13 protein-coding genes and 1 rRNA gene (1 of these 14 cut by a window edge) are annotated in these 18,361 nt (G+C 39.7%); 1 reads left to right on the top strand and 13 read right to left on the bottom strand.

Annotated elements, in window-relative coordinates; translation table 11 throughout:
- From IGJ52_RS01215 to pth, 13 genes are all read right to left on the bottom strand, one after another.
- Nucleotides 1-967 (bottom strand): 16S ribosomal RNA (locus IGJ52_RS01215); it reaches 594 nt to the left of the window's first position.
- A gap of 651 nt (nt 968-1,618) precedes the next feature.
- Nucleotides 1,619-3,115, bottom strand: a complete 1,497-nt coding sequence (gene lysS / locus IGJ52_RS01210; protein WP_002359372.1) for a lysine--tRNA ligase — start codon at nt 3,113-3,115, stop codon at nt 1,619-1,621.
- A 93-nt stretch (nt 3,116-3,208) separates the two neighbouring features.
- A complete protein-coding gene (dusB, locus tag IGJ52_RS01205) occupies nt 3,209-4,207 on the bottom strand; it encodes a tRNA dihydrouridine synthase DusB (protein ID WP_010707989.1) in 999 nt (332 codons plus the stop codon).
- Nucleotides 4,208-4,218: 11 nt separating this feature from the next.
- Nucleotides 4,219-5,115: an Hsp33 family molecular chaperone HslO gene (gene hslO, locus IGJ52_RS01200; RefSeq protein ID WP_002359370.1), complete on the bottom strand. Its 897-nt coding sequence runs from the start codon at nt 5,113-5,115 to the stop codon at nt 4,219-4,221.
- 161 nt (nt 5,116-5,276) lie between these two features.
- Nucleotides 5,277-7,433 carry an ATP-dependent zinc metalloprotease FtsH gene (gene ftsH, locus IGJ52_RS01195; protein WP_002363441.1) on the bottom strand — a complete coding sequence of 719 codons (2,157 nt, stop codon included), beginning with the start codon at nt 7,431-7,433 and terminating at the stop codon, nt 5,277-5,279.
- Nucleotides 7,434-7,526: 93 nt separating this feature from the next.
- Nucleotides 7,527-8,072 (bottom strand): hypoxanthine phosphoribosyltransferase, encoded by a 546-nt coding sequence (gene hpt, locus IGJ52_RS01190; protein WP_002356260.1) that lies wholly within the window; start codon nt 8,070-8,072, stop codon nt 7,527-7,529.
- A gap of 18 nt (nt 8,073-8,090) precedes the next feature.
- The gene (gene tilS / locus IGJ52_RS01185; protein ID WP_077932675.1) at nt 8,091-9,479 is read right to left on the bottom strand and encodes a tRNA lysidine(34) synthetase TilS; all 1,389 of its coding nucleotides are present in this window, start codon (nt 9,477-9,479) and stop codon (nt 8,091-8,093) included.
- Between the two features lie 85 nt (nt 9,480-9,564).
- Entirely contained in the window at nt 9,565-10,044 is a 480-nt protein-coding gene (locus IGJ52_RS01180) for a S1 domain-containing RNA-binding protein (RefSeq protein WP_002356258.1), read from the bottom strand.
- A gap of 44 nt (nt 10,045-10,088) precedes the next feature.
- Entirely contained in the window at nt 10,089-10,568 is a 480-nt protein-coding gene (locus tag IGJ52_RS01175; RefSeq protein ID WP_002419125.1) for an FtsB family cell division protein, read from the bottom strand.
- Nucleotides 10,569-10,821: 253 nt separating this feature from the next.
- The gene (locus IGJ52_RS01170; RefSeq protein ID WP_002356255.1) at nt 10,822-11,085 is read right to left on the bottom strand and encodes an RNA-binding S4 domain-containing protein; all 264 of its coding nucleotides are present in this window, start codon (nt 11,083-11,085) and stop codon (nt 10,822-10,824) included.
- 14 nt (nt 11,086-11,099) lie between these two features.
- Nucleotides 11,100-12,689, bottom strand: a complete 1,590-nt coding sequence (locus IGJ52_RS01165) for a putative polysaccharide biosynthesis protein (protein WP_202254151.1) — start codon at nt 12,687-12,689, stop codon at nt 11,100-11,102.
- A 15-nt stretch (nt 12,690-12,704) separates the two neighbouring features.
- Complete coding sequence (gene mfd, locus IGJ52_RS01160; RefSeq protein WP_010714993.1) at nt 12,705-16,244, bottom strand: transcription-repair coupling factor; 3,540 nt, start codon at nt 16,242-16,244, stop codon at nt 12,705-12,707.
- A gap of 19 nt (nt 16,245-16,263) precedes the next feature.
- Nucleotides 16,264-16,830 (bottom strand): aminoacyl-tRNA hydrolase, encoded by a 567-nt coding sequence (gene pth, locus IGJ52_RS01155; protein WP_002361556.1) that lies wholly within the window; start codon nt 16,828-16,830, stop codon nt 16,264-16,266.
- A 335-nt stretch (nt 16,831-17,165) separates the two neighbouring features.
- On the opposite strand from pth, the gene IGJ52_RS01150 reads away from it, so the two are divergent.
- Complete coding sequence (locus IGJ52_RS01150) at nt 17,166-18,149, top strand: L-lactate dehydrogenase (protein WP_002356251.1); 984 nt, start codon at nt 17,166-17,168, stop codon at nt 18,147-18,149.
- Nucleotides 18,150-18,361 lie beyond the last annotated feature (212 nt).

Raw genomic sequence — 18,361 nt, 5'->3', positions numbered from 1 at the left:
GCTCCACCGCTTGTGCGGGCCCCCGTCAATTCCTTTGAGTTTCAACCTTGCGGTCGTACTCCCCAGGCGGAGTGCTTAATGCGTTTGCTGCAGCACTGAAGGGCGGAAACCCTCCAACACTTAGCACTCATCGTTTACGGCGTGGACTACCAGGGTATCTAATCCTGTTTGCTCCCCACGCTTTCGAGCCTCAGCGTCAGTTACAGACCAGAGAGCCGCCTTCGCCACTGGTGTTCCTCCATATATCTACGCATTTCACCGCTACACATGGAATTCCACTCTCCTCTTCTGCACTCAAGTCTCCCAGTTTCCAATGACCCTCCCCGGTTGAGCCGGGGGCTTTCACATCAGACTTAAGAAACCGCCTGCGCTCGCTTTACGCCCAATAAATCCGGACAACGCTTGCCACCTACGTATTACCGCGGCTGCTGGCACGTAGTTAGCCGTGGCTTTCTGGTTAGATACCGTCAGGGGACGTTCAGTTACTAACGTCCTTGTTCTTCTCTAACAACAGAGTTTTACGATCCGAAAACCTTCTTCACTCACGCGGCGTTGCTCGGTCAGACTTTCGTCCATTGCCGAAGATTCCCTACTGCTGCCTCCCGTAGGAGTCTGGGCCGTGTCTCAGTCCCAGTGTGGCCGATCACCCTCTCAGGTCGGCTATGCATCGTGGCCTTGGTGAGCCGTTACCTCACCAACTAGCTAATGCACCGCGGGTCCATCCATCAGCGACACCCGAAAGCGCCTTTCACTCTTATGCCATGCGGCATAAACTGTTATGCGGTATTAGCACCTGTTTCCAAGTGTTATCCCCCTCTGATGGGTAGGTTACCCACGTGTTACTCACCCGTCCGCCACTCCTCTTTCCAATTGAGTGCAAGCACTCGGGAGGAAAGAAGCGTTCGACTTGCATGTATTAGGCACGCCGCCAGCGTTCGTCCTGAGCCAGGATCAAACTCTCATAATAAAAGTTAGAACAATCTTGCGATTGTTAAGCTCAATTTGTTTGCTAGCATATTGCTTGCTTGTTAAAAATGTTTGTTGTCTTGAATTGAATCAAGACGCCCTACACATTTGGTTCGTCTATTCTTTGTTCAGTTTTCAAAGGTCTACGTTACCTCGCAGCAACTTTTATATCATAACAAACTTTCGTTTGAATGTCAAGAACTTTTTAAAAAAAGTTTTTTAAAGTTTTTTTGCTCGGTTGTTGTTGTCTGTTGTGACAACTTCTATATCTTATCATCTCGCTTGTTATTTGTCAACAACTTTTTTGTTGTTTTTTCAAACTTTTTTCGAGAGATTTGAAATCAAGAATTGTTATTTAATTATTGATTTCTGAATCGCTCAGCTGTGTGACTCGCCTTGCGACATGTAATAATATACCAAGATTTCAAGCATTGGTCAATCATTATTTTCACTTTTTTTAAACTTTTTTTCAATACCGATTATTCTTTCTTATCCGATTAGATAAAGTTCGTTTTTTTATCAGATTACCCATTCTTTTTATTACTCATCTTCGATTTTTTTAGAAAAAAAGAATTGGTTTCAATTGTTTTTCTATTCTTTTTTATTTAATTTTTTGCGAATACAAAAAAAGATGCCCTTAAGGCATCTTTTTTTATCTCATTGTTGGGAATAATAATACATCACGAATTGATTGTGCATCGGTTAATAACATAACTAGTCGATCAATCCCAATACCTAATCCTCCGGTTGGTGGCAAGCCATATTCTAAGGCTTCGATGAAATCTTCATCTACTCCGTGTGCTTCATCATTTCCTTGTTCCCGTTCTTTTTCTTGTTCTTCAAAACGTTCACGTTGGTCAATCGGATCATTTAATTCTGTAAATGCATTAGCAAACTCTTTTCCGATAATAAATAGTTCAAAGCGGTCAGTGAAACGACCATCTTCTGGATTTTTCTTCGCTAATGGTGAAACAGCGACTGGGTGACCATAAATAAATGTTGGTTGTTGCAATGTATCTTCTACAAATGTTTCGAAAAATTCATTAATGATATGACCGACTGTCATCGCATCTGTAATTTCAACATTATGTTCTTTAGCCAACGCACGGGCTTCTTCTATCGTCATCTCTTGCCAAAAATCTACGCCCGTTTGTTCTTTGACCGCATCTACCATGTGTAGACGTTTGAAAGGACTTCCTAAGTCAACAGCTTGACCATCGTACGTGATATCAGTAGTTCCTAAGACTTTTTCCGCAGCATTACGGATAATTCCCTCTGTTAAATCCATCACATCTTGATAATCAGTATAAGCGGTATAAGCTTCTAGCATTGTAAATTCTGGGTTATGAGTGGTATCGATTCCTTCATTACGAAAGACACGACCAATTTCATAGACTTTTTCCATGCCACCGACAATTAAACGTTTTAAATGTAACTCTAGGGCAATGCGTAAGTATAAGTCCATATCTAATGCATTATGGTGTGTGATAAACGGACGAGCAGCAGCTCCTCCTGCTTCGTTATGCAAGACAGGCGTTTCTACTTCGACATAGCCATTGCCATCTAGATAACGACGGATTTCGCTAATAATTTGACTGCGTTTCATGAAACGATCAAAACTTTCTTTGTTACTGATTAAATCCAAATAGCGTTGACGATAGCGTTGTTCCACATTCGTTAATCCATGGTATTTATCTGGCAATGGACGCAAAGCTTTAGTTAATAACGTAATTGTTTGAGCTTTAACAGTAACTTCCCCCGTATTGGTTTTCATTACTTGACCTGTCACACCAAAGAAGTCGCCTAAGTCAGCATGTTTAAATAGTTCATAGGCTTCGTCTCCAACTTGGTCCTTCCGAACATAAATTTGAATTTGGCCTTCACGGTCTTGCAAATGGGCGAAACCAGCTTTTCCTTTACCACGTTTTGTCATCATACGTCCAGCAACGCTGACTTCTGTATTCATTTCACTAAGTTCTTCTTTTGTATGATTATCATATTGTTCATGAAGTTCTGCTGAATTATGAGTGCGATCGAAACGTTTACCGAAAGGATCAATCCCTTCTTCACGTAAAGCTTCCATTTTTTCGCGGCGCACGAGCATTTGATCATTTAAATCCTCTAAATGCGCTTGTTGTTCTTCTGCCACTGTTGTTCCTCCATTCTTGATTTTAACCTATCCTAATAATGCCACAGTAATTCGAAAAAAAGCAAGCCGAATTTTACTTTCGGCTTGAATTTTTTATTCTTCTATAGTAGTTACAACAACTTTGGAAATCTTCTCTACAAAGGCATCAAGTAAATCGACAACTGCTTGTTGTGTTTCAACTTGGTTAATCGCAACTTTTACTTTGGCCGCTCGCGAGATTCCTTTTAGATAGTAAGAAGCATGTTGGCGAAACTCACGGACCGCAATTTTTTCGCCTTTTAAATCCACTAATCGTTGTAAATGAACTTTTGCAATATTGATTTTTTCAGCTGGTGAAGGCTCAGGCATCAATTCGCCCGTTTCCAAGTATTCTTTCGTCCGTTGAATCATCCAAGGATTGCCCAAAGCAGCTCGACCAATCATCACACCATCCGCTCCAACATATTCTAACATGCGTTTAGCATCTTCAGGCGTTTTGACATCGCCATTTCCCATAAAAGGAATGGTTAAATGCTTTTTCACTTCCTTTAAAACGTCCCAGTTGGCTGTCCCTTCATACATTTGGACACGTGTTCGACCATGCATAGCAATTGCCGAAGCACCTGCTTGTTCGGCAGCCAAAGCGTTGTCTACAGCATATAGATGATCTTCATCCCAGCCTGTTCGCATTTTTACAGTGACAGGCAAAGAAACTGCCGAAGAGACTGCGTGAACCATCTCATGCACTTTATTCGGATCCAGCAACCATTTCGCACCAGCTTCAGCTTTAATTATTTTATTGACAGGGCAACCCATGTTAATATCAATAATCGCCGCTTGCGTATTTTCTTCCACAAACTTAGCAGCTTCCACTAATGTTTCTTTATCTCCACCAAAAATTTGTACACTTAAAGGATATTCTCGCTCATCAATATATAGCATTTCTAAGGTTTTTTTGTTTCTTAATTTAATCCCTTTATCACTAATCATTTCACAAACGACTAATCCTGCGCCAAATTCTTTTACAGTCACACGAAAAGCGGCGTTACTAATACCCGCCATCGGAGCTACGACAACACGGTTGGGGATTTCAACGTCTCCAATTTTCCACATAGTCTTTCCTCCTACTTTTGTTTCGTATTGCGAATCGCTTCATCGCGAAGTTCAATTAATTCTTCTTCACTATAGTGATATTTATTGTTACAGAATTGACAAACTGCTTCTGCTCCATGATCTTCATCAATCATCGCATTTAATTCATCGATCCCAACGGCAATCAAAGCGGTCGCAAATTTTTCTTTGGAACAGTCACATTTAAATTGTACAGGCATTTTTTCTAAAATTTCTACTTCGTCTTCTCCCAATAAGCGATACAAGACTTGTTCAGGTGTTTCTCCATTTTCTAGTAATTGTGAAATCGGTGGCACTTCCGCTAGACGCTGTTCAATAAAATCAATGGTACTTTCATCGGCACCTGGCATTACTTGAATCATAAAACCACCGGCTGCTTTCACAGATTCATCCGTGTCCACCAATACACCTAAACCGATAGCTGAAGGAACTTGTTCAGAGACCGCCATAAAATATGTAAAGTCTTCACCGATTTCACCAGAAACAATAGGTGTTTGTCCAGAAAAGGTTTCTTTTAATCCTAAATCTTTAATGACTGTGAAAATTCCTTCGTTACCGACAGCGCCACGTACATCAATTTTACCTGTTGCATTCAACTTTAAGCTGACATGTGGATTTTTAATGTAGCCTTTTGTTTCTCCACGGCCATTACTATCGACAATAATAGCGCCAGCTGGGCCATTTCCTTGTACTTTTACAGTTAATTTATCGTCACCTTTTAAAGTCGCTCCTAGTAAAAGGGCTCCAATCAATGTGCGCCCTAACGCTGCGGTAGAAGAACTCCATGTATCATGTCTTCTTTGCGCTTCGCTAACAGTTTCAGTGGCACTGATGGCATATGCTCGAATTGAACCTTTATAACAAAGGGCTTTTACTAAATAATCTTCCATTCTTTTTCCTCTTCTCTTGGTGCTTTTTTGTCCATTAGTCAGATAATACTAGGAATCAGGTGTTTTTTCAACCAAATAATCTTCCTTCTATAGAATATCTTAATATTATAGAAGGTGCAGTATTCGTCATCTCGACAAATACTGCACCTTCTACTAATTGGTTATTTATAACGATCTTCGTAGTTATTGCGATCATATTCAGAATTGGAATCTGAATCTTTTTTCTCTTCAGATTGGACTTCTTTTTCTGTTTGTTCGCTTTCTACTTTGACTTCTTCTGCTTCATCATGTAATTCTTTTTTCGCTTCTTCAAAGTCTTGCTTTTCTTCAACTTGTTTTTGCGCTTCTTTTTCTTCTAAAGCACGTTTTGCTTCTTCGAATGTTTGCGCTTCTTTTTCACTAGGATAGTCGCTGTCAGCACCTTCAGGCATTTTACCTGTTTCAAATAATGATTTGATTGCTTTTGCATCTAATGTTTCATATTCTAATAGTTTTTCAGCGATTAGTTTATGTTGTTCACGGTGCGCTTCGATAATTTCATGCGCTTTTGTATGAGCATCCATTAAGATACGACGAACTTCCTGATCGATTTCAAACGCCACTTGTTCTGAGTAAGCTTTTGTTTGACCATAATCACGACCGACAAAGACTTGATGGTTTCCTTCATATTGAACAGGTCCTAATTTGTCGCTCATTCCATATTCAGTTACCATGCTACGGGCAATCCCTGTTGCTTGTTCAAAGTCATTTGAAGCCCCTGTTGATTGAACGCCAAAGATAATTTCTTCTGCTGTACGTCCACCAAGTAAGCCAACGATTTGTTCAAACATATCTTCTTTAGTCATTAAGAATTGATCTTCTTTTGGTAAAGCAATCATATAACCGCCTGCGCGACCACGAGGGATAATTGTTACTTTATGGACAACACGGGCACGGCTTAAGACTAAACCAACGATTGTGTGTCCCGCTTCATGGTAAGCCACCATTTCGCGTTCTTTTTTATTAATCACGCGATCTTTTTTAGCTGGACCAGCAATTACGCGGTCTTCGGCTTCATCCACATCAGAAGCATCAATTTTTTTCTTGTTACGACGAGCGGCAACTAAGGCTGCTTCGTTTAAGACATTTTCTAAATCAGCACCAGCAAAACCTGGTGTTTGTTGTGCAACAACTTTCAAATCAACGTCATCAGCTAACGGTTTGTTTTTCGCATGAACACGTAAAATCGCTTCACGACCTTTGACATCTGGACGTCCTACCAAGATTTGGCGGTCAAAACGACCTGGACGTAACAACGCTGGGTCTAACACGTCTGAACGGTTCGTTGCAGCAATTACGATAACTCCTTCATTGCCATCAAAACCATCCATCTCAACTAATAATTGGTTAAGGGTTTGTTCACGTTCGTCGTGTCCGCCACCCATACCAGCACCACGTTGACGACCAACTGCATCGATTTCATCGATAAAGATAATCGCAGGCGCGTTTTTCTTCGCTGTTTCAAATAAATCCCGGACACGGCTAGCACCGACCCCGACAAACATTTCAACGAAATCTGAACCTGAGATTGAGTAAAATGGCACACCTGCTTCACCTGCTACGGCTTTAGCAAGTAACGTTTTACCAGTCCCTGGAGGTCCTTCTAATAGTACGCCCGCAGGAATCCGTGCGCCTAATTCAGCGAAACGACGTGGATCTTTTAAGAATTCCACTACTTCAACTAATTCTTGTTTTTCTTCTTCCGCACCAGCTACATCTGAGAAGCGGACACGGTTAGCTTTTTTATCGGCTTCTTTGGCTTTTGATTTACCGAAGTTCATCACACGGCCACCGCCGCCACCGCCACCGCCTTGTTGGCTCATCATCATGTAGAAGAAGAAGAAAATAATCACTAATGGTAAGAAACTAAACAACAGTGACAACCAAGCACCACTTGTTGATTGTTCTTTGACAACTAGCTTCACCTTGTTATTTTGTGCCGCATCTTGAATGCCAGCTAAGGTTGTATCACTAGGTAAAACGGTTGTTGTGAAGCCTTTTGACGACGCTTGCGTTGAGCCCCACAATGACAGACCACCTGTGTCTTTCACTTCTTGTTTTTCTTTATACTGACCTTCAATCCGGTAAACCCCATTGGTTGGTTGAATGGTCATGTCTTTGACTTTTCCGTCTTCCAATTGTTGTTGGAAGGTTGAGTAATCGATGTCTGGCGATTGTTGGTTGTTATTTCCAAAAATGAAATAGACAACCATGACCATGGCAAGTACTACTAAGACGTAGTATAAACCATTTTTCATGCCATTATTCTTTTTGTTCATGCCTGTCCTCCTTATGCTCATCATTACAATTCATGTTATTCTTTTATCAATCCTGACCTTTACATTGTAACACAATTAATTCCTTGATAGATATTAATTTGATTCGTAAACTTCAGGTTTTAAAACGCCAATATAAGGCAAGTTGCGGTACGTTTCTGCATAGTCTAATCCGTAACCGACCACAAACTCATTGGGCACATCAAACCCTACGTAGTCAGCTTTAATGTCTACTACACGGCCTTCTGGTTTATCTAATAAGGTAACAATTTTCACAGATGCAGCTTTACGGTATCTAAACAAATCTACTAAATACGCTAATGTACGACCACTATCGATGATATCTTCTACGATTAAAATATGTCTACCTTCGACATTTGTGTCCAAGTCTTTGACAATTTTTACTTCGCCTGAAGAAACTGTCGCGTTGCCGTAGCTAGATACATCCATAAAGTCCAATTCTAAATAAGTATTGATTTCACGAGTCAAATCAGCCATAAATGGTACTGCACCTTTTAAAATACCGACCACTAAAGGATTTTTCCCTTGATATTCTTCTGTCAGTTGCTTGCCAAGCTCTGCAGACTTCGCAAGAATTTCTTCTTTGGAGATTAGGACTTTCTCAATATCTTTTTCTATCATAGTGCGCTCCTTTCAGCATTACTCCTTTGTCTTAAAAAGGAGTCTGTAGTGTATTTTATCAGTTTCTAAAGGAATACTCAAATAGGAATTTGCAAATTTTGGTACCCAAATGATTTCCTCTTGCTCATCCGTAATGACCCAAGCACTCTCTCTCGCTTCATTTGGCACTTTTTGATCAATAAAAACTCTGCTTAATTTTTTCGTAAACCCTGGTTTTAATGTAATCCGATCACCACTTTGGCGATGACGAACGGTCAAAGGTGTGGCTGTGGTCAACGGGATCGCTAACAACTGACCCGTCCACTGATTAATCTCTTCAGGAAGAGGAAACGGTTTGTCTGTCGCAATTAATCCTAGCCACTCGGTTTCCGATAAATAAATCCCCGCGCCAGGTACTAATAAATGTGTAACTTCTTCTCGCAGTGCAACCTGTTTTTGTTCTAAGCACAGCCAATCGTAACTTTTAGCTAGTTGCCATTGCTGTTCTAACATAACCGAGCCTTGCGGTTGCCGTTCATCATTCAAAACTTTTAAAATTTGTGTCATCTGGCGTTGGTTTAACGAAACTCCTAACGGCACTAATGTTTTTTGGAAAAACGCGGTTAAAAAGAAGTGCTGGTACGCAGGCGTTTCTTTTAATAATCTCTTCAAAGGAATGCGCCAGCCTTGTTGGGTCGGTTCTACGGCTTCAGATAATTGAGGCTCAATTTGTTCCTGAATAAATTCTTGGGCAAAACGTTGTTCATTACTAAAAGAAGCAATCTGATCTAAGAATTGCGGATTTTCCTGCTTCAATAGTGGCAAAACCTGATTACGGAGCCGATTTCTCAAATATTCATTGGTTTGGTTCGTTTCATCCTCAAAATAAACGAATGCTTGGCGCTGTGCAAATTGATACAATTCTTCTTTTGGATAAATGAGTAACGGACGAATCAATTCCCCTGTCGCAAAAGGACGTCTCTCTTTAATGCCCGCGGAATGGGAAAAATTAGTTCCTCGAATCAGTTTCATTAAAATCGTTTCCGCTTGATCGTCTAGATGATGTGCCGTCATTAAGACTGCCGCGCCTTCAATTTCCATGACTTCTTTAAAAAATTCATAACGAAATGTGCGCGCTTTCGCTTCTAAATTTCGTTGCTTTTCAGGGTCTTCCCAACGTGTTTCATAATACGTTAGCTCTCGCTGCTGACAATAGGTAGCGAGATATTGCGCTTCCTGTGCCGACGCTTCTCGCAATTGATGATTGACATGTGCAACAACCAATTGTAATTGTTCTTTTTCTGCCACCTGTTCCATTAACGTCAAAAGGGCCATGGAGTCTACACCACCAGAAACGGCGACCACGATTGTTTGATGCGGTTGCCAAAATCCTTGTTCTTTTCCTCGTTTATAAAACTGCCAAAACATTGTTCGCCCTTCTTTCTTCCTTAGAATAAAAGAGGAACCGAGAAATAACCCATTCGTTATCCCCAGTCCCCCTATTTGTTTGTGCTTAGCCGCGACGTCCGCCACGTCCGCCACGTTTGCCTTCAGTATTACGTTTTAATGAAGATAAACGGTCATCACTATCTTTCAAGAAAGAGCTCATCAATGAGTCAAAATCTTGTTTATTGTTATTGTTATTTGCTTGTGGTTTATTGAAAGGCTTTTTGCCCCCTGCGCGTGGATTACGGTCACGATTCTCATAATTGTTTTCACGACGTTGAAATTCACGTTTTGGTTGTTGCCCTTCTGCTGGCTCTTGTGCTTTACGGATCGATAAGCCAATTTTGCCGTCGTCACCAACTGAGGTTACTTTCACTGTTACTTCGTCACCTACTGTTAATACATCATGAATATCTTTAACGAATCCATTAGACACTTCACTGATGTGTACTAACCCAGTTTTTCCTTCTCCTAAATCAATAAATGCACCAAAGTTAGTAATCCCTGACACTTTTCCTGGCAATTTAGCTCCTACTTCGATTGACATAAAAAAATTGTTCCTCCTATTTTTTCCCTAATTATAATTGCAGTTTATTCAGCTGAAGACTTAGTTGTTTCAGTTGAAGACTGTGATTGACTATTTTTTTCTGAACTGCTCTTGCTTTCTTCCGCTCCAGAAATCTGTGTTTTTTTCATTTGTTCTGGTGTGGGATAAATCTGTTCGCCTTCTTTTGAGAGAAGGAAACGGCTACGTGCTAATTTTGCCACATAATCATCATCTTTTAACAAAGCAACGTCTTTTTTTAAATCCTTGACCTTCTTATCAACTGCTACGGATTCAGCAATTGCATCTGCTCGTTCTTGTTTGAAAGCACCTAAGCGATGATAATCTTTCATCAATTGGATGCCAGAAAAGGCAAAAATAATGAAGGCCACGAGAAAAATCGCTGCCAAGCGTCTGCGTCTAAAAATCAATTGTTTCTGTTGTTTTTGGAATTCGACATACTGTTCTTTCGTGTAGTCATTTTCCAATGCCGCAACTTTCTTCGAGTTTTTTTCATTCTTTCCCATCGTCTCGCTCCACTCGCTTTGGATTGTCCGTTTTATTATACCAACATCTAAGAACCTTGTCTAATGTTAATTTCAGAGAAGTTAAAGAAAATCAAGCTTTTTTCTAAAATATTCTTTGCTTTTGAAATAACAGCGGTTGATTTATTAATTTTTTCAAAAGCGGCGCGTCTGTTTCATTAAAACGCTGAAAGGATGAAGCGCTTGGAATATTCATCTTTTCAATGAACTTGCCAAGCGCTCCATCCTCACCTGTTTATTCTTCAGAGACACGTGTTTCTGATTTTATTTCATACATTTTTGTGGCATCTTCTTTTTTCGTAGAGTCATTTAGTTGCAGGACTTCTACTTCTAAAATTCTGTTCCCAAATTGAATTTTGACAAGGTCACCAATCTTCACAGTACTAGAAGATTTGGCTAAGACTCCGTTGATTTGAATCCGGCCTTTATCAGCGACTTCTTTGGCAACTGTTCTTCTTTTAATAATGCGAGAAACTTTTAAAAATTTATCTAACCGCATCACATTCACCTCTTTTATTTTTTTTGTCTCATCCGTAAAATTTTTGCGCCATACGGTAAACTTAACCATTCACGTATCGTAAATAATTCTAACTTAATGATGGTGCTAATAAAAACTGTACCACCCACTGCAACACCTAAAACTGTAACGAAAAACGCTTGACTTCGGTGATGCACACCTTGGAACAAGATGGAGATAATTCCTTGATAGACCAGTAATGACAGCATCATGATTGCTAAACTAAGCAACAATTTTTTCAAAAAGCTTCGTTCTCGAACAAAACAATTAATCGCTGCATCCGATTGTCGGACTAAAACGAATAACGTCGCTAGTAACCCAAGAATAGTAGACCAACTAGCACCTAATGTTCCCCAACGAATGGTGAAAAAGCCCGTTGTCAGTAACTTCACTAATAAGCCCACACCAGCTGCCACTAAAGGACCTTTAAAACGATTGCGACTTTGTTCAATACTTTGGTAGGCCTGAATAATGGCCATAAAAGCGATGGATAAAACATACACCCCTAAAACATCGTTGCCTTTATAATCTTTAAAAAGCGTAAAGTTCATGTACGGCAATAACATCATCAGACCAATCGAAGCCGCCGATGCCAAGGTTGTGGTAAGACGCAAAAAGATTTTTGCAACTTGTAAAAATTGTTGACGGTCTTTTTTCATAAAATATTTTGTCAAACCTGGTAAAAAGGTCGAGCTTAAAGCTAAAGCAATTACCAACCCTAATTGAACTAGTGGTTGTCCTCTATCATAGACCCCTTTGTCCACTTTCGCAGCTAAATCAGGGAGCCCGAAAAGCATGAGGGCATTTTTTACTTTAAAGGAATCAATTAATTGAAATAGAATCAGAAAAGCACTATATAAAGAGACCAAACCACCCTCAATCATTAAACGTTTAAATAGTTCTTTAGTTTGAGGCATAATCTTCCATTGATGCAAGTATTCCGTACTTCCACTAAGAATTTTTCGATTGTAGTACCATAAGACAAGTACCGCTAAGATACCGCCAGCCAACGCACCACTCATAGCCACCGTCCCCGTTTGATAAATGGAGCCACCAAAGTAATGATAGGACAACGCAGCTACTAGAATAACCCCGACACGCACAAACTGTTCCATTACCTGTGAAATACCACTAGGCACCATCAACAAATGTCCTTGAAAATTCCCACGATAGAAAGAAAGAATTGGAACGAGTAAAAAGGTAAAGGAAACAACTTCCATTAATGGTTGGAGTGCAGCATCCCCCATACTAATAGCAATTTCTTGACTACCAAAGAAAAAGAAGGCCCAACAAGCAATCGCTAACCATAACACATAGGGATATAGTTGGCGCAACACTTGTTTTTGACTCCGAATATCTGGTTGTTCAGCAACAATTTTGGAAATAAATTGCGGTAAGCCTGACAATGCTAATGTCATCGCAATCCCATAGATTGGATAAACTTGCTGATACACGTAAAATCCTTCATCCCCTACAAAGTTCTGAAAAGGAACGCGATAAAACGCACTCAACACTTTTGCAATGAAGGAAGCAATGGTTAACACAACGGCACCTTGCATCATTCGTTGCATTTCTTTTTGTGCCATCTTCTAGGCCTCCTTTTAAAGGGAATCCGTTTCTTGCGAATGTTTGTATTTTTCTTGTCGCAATGCGGTTGTAAAAGTAGCAATTTCTTGAATCCAAACAGCTTCTTTACAATCTTTCGGCAACTTCAAGGAAATAGTCATTTGTTCTTTCTCAACTGCTAAATCCGCTTTTAAGCTGGTGGCCGATAACGCTTCAAACAACTGCTCCACAGAGTATGTTTTTGTGCCAATTTTACTTAACACAAACTTGACTTTTTGGTCGCGTTTACGAATACTTTCTAACAAGGCACGGTCGCCATCCATTTTGATACGGCCAGTGGTTAATAAATGCGCCACTTCGTCAGGATACTCTCCAAAGCGGTCTAACAAGTCCGCTTCTAATTCTTCGTACATATCCATATTTTCTAATTGACGAATCCGTTTATAAATTTCAATTTTTTGTCGTTCGTCTGTAATGTACGTTCCTGGAATATAAGCATCAATGCCCAAATCAATCTCAACAGACGTTTTTTGGTCTTGGATATTTTTCCCTTGTTTACGAGCAACTGCCTCAGATAACATCTGCGAGTACATATCAAACCCAACCGAATCAATGAAGCCGTGTTGTTGGGCACCAAGAAGGTTCCCGGCCCCTCGAATGGAAAGGTCACGCATCGCAATTTTGAACCCAGAACCTAATTCCGTAAAGTCTTTAATTGCTTCTAAACGTTTCTCACTAACTTCGTTTAGGATTTTTTGCTGTTCGTACATAAAATAAGCATAGGCCACTCGATTGCTACGCCCCACACGACCACGTAATTGATACAACGTAGATAAGCCCATGTAGTCCGCATTTTCTACAAACAAGGTATTAGCATTAGGAATATCTACTCCTGTTTCAATAATCGTTGTAGTGACTAATATATCATATTGTCCTTCAATAAAATCAAACAAAGTATTCTCCAGTTGTACTTCTGTCATTTGACCATGTGCATACGCAATTCGTGCATCTGGAACTAGTGCTTGTAACTCTTCAACTTTTCGTTCAATCGTATCTACTCGATTGTATAAATAAAAGACTTGACCATCTCGGGCCATTTCTCGCTCAATCGCTTCCCGAATCGCCCCAGGATTATTTTCCATGACATACGTTTGGATCGGATAACGATTCTCTGGTGGGGTTTCGATGACGGATAAATCACGGACACCTAACATCGACATATGAAGGGTCCTTGGGATTGGCGTTGCTGTTAACGTCAAGACATCCACTTGTGAACGCAATTGTTTTAGTCGTTCTTTATGTTTCACTCCAAACCGTTGTTCCTCATCAATAATCAACAAGCCTAAATCACTAAAGTTAATATCTTGCGACAATAAACGATGGGTACCAATCACAATATCTACTTGGCCATGTTTAATTTTTTCAATTGTTTCATTTTGCTGTTTTTTCGTGCGGAAACGACTTAATAAACCAATTTCTACAGGAAAGCCCTCAAACCGCTCTTGAATCGTTTCGTAATGTTGTTGCGCTAAAATAGTTGTTGGCACTAAAAAGGCAACCTGTTTATTGTTGCTAACAGCTTTGAAGGCCGCTCGTAAAGCCACTTCTGTTTTACCAAACCCTACATCGCCAACTAACAAACGATCCATTGGTCGAGATTTTTCCATGTCGTGTTTAATTTCGGCAGCACTACGTAATTGATCATCTGTTTCAGAATACGGAAAAGCCTCTTCAAATTCTTTTTGATACGCATCATCTGGCGGAAAAGCATAACCTTTTTCCGATTCTCTTGTCGCATAAAGTAAGATTAAATCATCCGCGATATCTTCAATTTTCGAAGCAACTTTTCGTTTGGTTTTCGTCCACTCACTGCCGCCTAGCTTGTTAATTTTCGGCGTTTTAGACTCGGAAGCAACGAACTTTTGAATCAAGTTCAATTGTGTGACTGGAATAAATAACTTGTCATCATTTTGGTACAAGATAGTCATGTAATCTTGATGGACCCCATCAACTTCTAAGGTTTCCATACCAATATATTTACCAATCCCGTGATTCGCATGAACGACATAATCGCCCGTTTTTAAGTCGCTATAACTTTTCAAACGTTCCGCATTAGAGATTGTTTGACGACGTGCCCGTTTTTTGGTCGTTGTATGAAAAATTTCTTTTTCCGTAATCGCCACGAGCTTGTTTTTAGGTAATTCAAACCCTGTTTGTAATGCCCCTTGGACAATTTGGACATGCCCATCTAACAACTGATCCCAATTGCTTACTACGCTAGGTATGTCAAAGTCCTGAAATAGCTCTTCGACTTTTTGAATCCGTTCTTTCGTAGGAACAAAAACAACGACCGTTTGGTTTTGCTTTTGCCAACGGTCCACTTCCGCTTTCAGCAACGGCATTTGACCGAAGAATTGTTGCATTGAACGATATTGAAAATTATGGACTTCTTGGAAACGAAGATTCCCCATTCCTTTTTGAAAAAGTGAAAAGAAGGTCGTATTTCGTGCAGTTTTTCGCAATTGATCATGAAAGTCTACGCCAAAAGTTTGTTCAGAAAACACGCGCATTTCTTCAATTTTCAGGGTTTGCCATTCCGCTTCCTCTCTAGCAATCTCTCGCTCCGTTTCCATCATACGAGAATAATCATCCACAAAAAGCAAACTATTTTCTGGTAAATAATCTAACAGCGTAGTTTTTTGTTGGTACAGAAAATCTGTATAATAGTGAGCATTTTCTGTAGGAATTCCTTGTTCCCAAGAAGACAGCAACTGACCAAAATATTCTTCTAAAAAATCGGTCTCCGTTTGATCTTTAGCTGTCGCTAAACGTTTTTCTAGAGCATCTTGTAACCTCATCATGCCATGATTCATATCTGACTTTGAGAACACTAAATCAGTCATTGGTGAAATCGTTACTTCTTCAAGATTTTCTAATGAACGTTGGGTATCCGCTTCAAAATAACGGATTGAGTCGATTTCAACATCAAACAGTTCCACACGAACAGGGTATTCGGCATTTAGCGGATAGACATCAATAATGCTTCCACGAATACTAAATTCGCCGGGTTTTCCGACCATCGATTGGCGTTCATAGCCCATTAACACTAAGCGTTGCGCGAGGATTTCAGGTTCTACTTCTGTCCCGATTTCCCAATGGAGTTGCGCATTTTGCCACGTTTCTTTCGTTGGCAAATATTTTCGTAGTCCAGCTACTGGCACGACCACAATTCCTGCATTCGCTGTCATCAGGAAATTTAACGCACTCACTCGATCTGCGCGCGCTTCTGGTGAAGAAAAGGCCATTTCGGCGGATAACACTTCATCTACTGGAAATAGATGAACTTGTTCTGAAGGTAAAATATTTAAAAAATCATCTACTAATTGATTGGCATAGTATAGGTTTGGGACCGCAATAACAATTTTTTGATGCGTCTTTTGTAAAGCGCCTGCCATCAGTAATGTTTTAGCAGAGCCTGATAACCCAGTAATTAGTTGGCGCGTTCCTGTTGTCATTAGTTGACTGCGCCATGATTTAGCAATTTCTGTTTGGCTAATTCGTTCGATAATATTCAAACAAGGGCCCTCCTTTCTGCTATTTTCCATTAAATTGATTCATTGTTTCAACAAACGTATGTCCTTCGCATGCATATAAAGCGGCATCGGCTGCTTTTTTTACAGCAAGTAACATCTCTTCGTGTGTTTCTTTGGGAAAAGTACTTAGTACATGGTGGATAACTGTATCATTTTTTGAGGGCCGACCAATGCCAATTTTAATTCTAGGAAAGACATTAGTTCCTAAATGGGCAATCAGACTTTTTATCCCATTGTGGCCGCCAGCACTACCTTTTTGCCGTAAACGAATTTTACCGACCTCTAAGTCTAAGTCATCATAAATAACAATCAAGTCTTCCTCATCTACCCCAAAGTAGGTCAACAACGGACCAACAGAGCGACCTGATTCATTCATAAATGTTAATGGTTTCACTAACAATACTTTCTCAGTCCCTATAAAAAACTCTGCAATATCTGCTTCAAAATTACTATTATTAAACGAAACATTTTGCCGATACGCAATTTCATCTAGCGTAATAAAGCCAATGTTGTGTTTTGTTTCTTTGTATTTACTACCGGGATTTCCCAGTCCTACGATTACTTTCATCTTTCATTCTCCTTGGATTATAAGCTTGCCAACACAAAATGGCTGGGAAGCGTATGCGCTACCCAGTTTTATTCATTATACCATAGAAATAAAAAAACTCGCAGTCTTTGAAGATTAAGAAAGATGTAAAAAAATTTTTTAGAAATTTAAATATGCGTAAGATAGTGAAGTTACGCACATGTAAGAGCTACCATTTTGAAACAGGTCTGAAAACTGTATCATTTTTACAATCAAAGTTCGTGACTTTTTTTACAAACCATGTTACTATCACTTTAGCAACAGGAAATAAAAACTCGTTGCTCACGAAAAAGAATGTAGAGGAAGGAATGGTACACATGACTGCAGCCGCAGGGAATAAAGATCACCAAAAAGTAATTTTAGTCGGGGACGGTGCCGTAGGTTCTAGCTATGCCTTTGCTTTAGTAACTCAGAATATTGCTCAAGAAGTTGGGATTATTGATATTAATGTACCAAAAACTGAAGGAGACGCGTTGGACTTATCTCACGCATTAGCATTTACTTCTCCTAAAAAAATCTATGCTGCTACTTATGACGATTGCCATGATGCAGACTTAGTTGTCTTAACAGCTGGCGCGCCTCAAAAACCAGGCGAAACTCGTTTAGACTTAGTTCATAAAAACTTGAAAATTAATAAAGAAATCGTTACAACAATTGTTGATTCTGGTTTCAACGGTATCTTCTTAGTTGCCGCAAACCCAGTTGATATTTTGACTTATTCAACTTGGAAATTCTCTGGCTTCCCGAAAGAACGAGTAATCGGTTCAGGAACTTCACTAGATTCTGCTCGTTTCCGTCAAGCAATTGCCGAATTAGTTGACGTTGATGCACGAAATGTCCATGCCTACATCTTAGGGGAACACGGAGATACAGAATTCCCAGTTTGGTCACATGCGAATGTCGCTGGCTTACAAATTTACGAATGGGTGAAAAATAATCCTGACGTCGATGAAGAAGCAATGGTTAATTTATTCTTCAACGTACGCGACGCTGCTTACACAATCATCGAGAAAAAAGGAGCTACTTTCTATGGAATCGCGGTTGCACTAGCGCGTATCACTAAAGCTATCCTAAACGATGAAAACTCTGTGTTACCACTATCTGTTTATTTAGAAGGTGAATATGGTCAAAACGATATTTATATCGGTGCACCAGCGATCATCAACCGCCAAGGAGTTAAACAAGTCATTGAAATTCCATTAACAGATGCTGAACAAGAAAAAATGGAAGCTTCTGCTTCTGCATTAAAAGAAGTTATTGAAACAGCTTTTGCTAAATTTGAAGCAGAAGAAGCAAAATAACTCCTTCTATAATATTCAATAGTCGAAAATTAAAAACAACCAAGAGTGAACACTATTGTTACTCCGCTTTAAAGCCTGGTACAAAAATCCAAAGTGATTTTTGCACCAGGCTTTACTTTTAATTTGTTTTACTTTACTCATCACCCAATTTTTTCAAAAAATTATTGTTTTGTTTAGCTCTAAAAATAACAATAACCAAAAATAAGTTTATT

Source organism: Enterococcus sp. DIV1758 (assembly GCF_051711985.1).
Lineage (GTDB): Bacteria > Bacillota > Bacilli > Lactobacillales > Enterococcaceae > Enterococcus > Enterococcus faecalis.
This window is presented reverse-complemented; position numbering and strand designations above follow the sequence as displayed.

Coding starts and splice junctions, on each gene's coding strand:
- dusB (WP_010707989.1), bottom strand. CDS start 4,207: ATGTGGAAAATTGGAGACGTTGAAATCCCCAACCGTGTTGTCGTAGCT.
- hslO (WP_002359370.1), bottom strand. CDS start 5,115: ATGGAAGATTATTTAGTAAAAGCCCTTTGTTATAAAGGTTCAATTCGA.
- ftsH (WP_002363441.1), bottom strand. CDS start 7,433: ATGAACAAAAAGAATAATGGCATGAAAAATGGTTTATACTACGTCTTA.
- hpt (WP_002356260.1), bottom strand. CDS start 8,072: ATGATAGAAAAAGATATTGAGAAAGTCCTAATCTCCAAAGAAGAAATT.
- tilS (WP_077932675.1), bottom strand. CDS start 9,479: ATGTTTTGGCAGTTTTATAAACGAGGAAAAGAACAAGGATTTTGGCAA.
- IGJ52_RS01180 (WP_002356258.1), bottom strand. CDS start 10,044: ATGTCAATCGAAGTAGGAGCTAAATTGCCAGGAAAAGTGTCAGGGATT.
- IGJ52_RS01175 (WP_002419125.1), bottom strand. CDS start 10,568: ATGGGAAAGAATGAAAAAAACTCGAAGAAAGTTGCGGCATTGGAAAAT.
- IGJ52_RS01170 (WP_002356255.1), bottom strand. CDS start 11,085: ATGCGGTTAGATAAATTTTTAAAAGTTTCTCGCATTATTAAAAGAAGA.
- IGJ52_RS01165 (WP_202254151.1), bottom strand. CDS start 12,689: ATGGCACAAAAAGAAATGCAACGAATGATGCAAGGTGCCGTTGTGTTA.
- pth (WP_002361556.1), bottom strand. CDS start 16,830: ATGAAAGTAATCGTAGGACTGGGAAATCCCGGTAGTAAATACAAAGAA.
- IGJ52_RS01150 (WP_002356251.1), top strand. CDS start 17,166: ATGACTGCAGCCGCAGGGAATAAAGATCACCAAAAAGTAATTTTAGTC.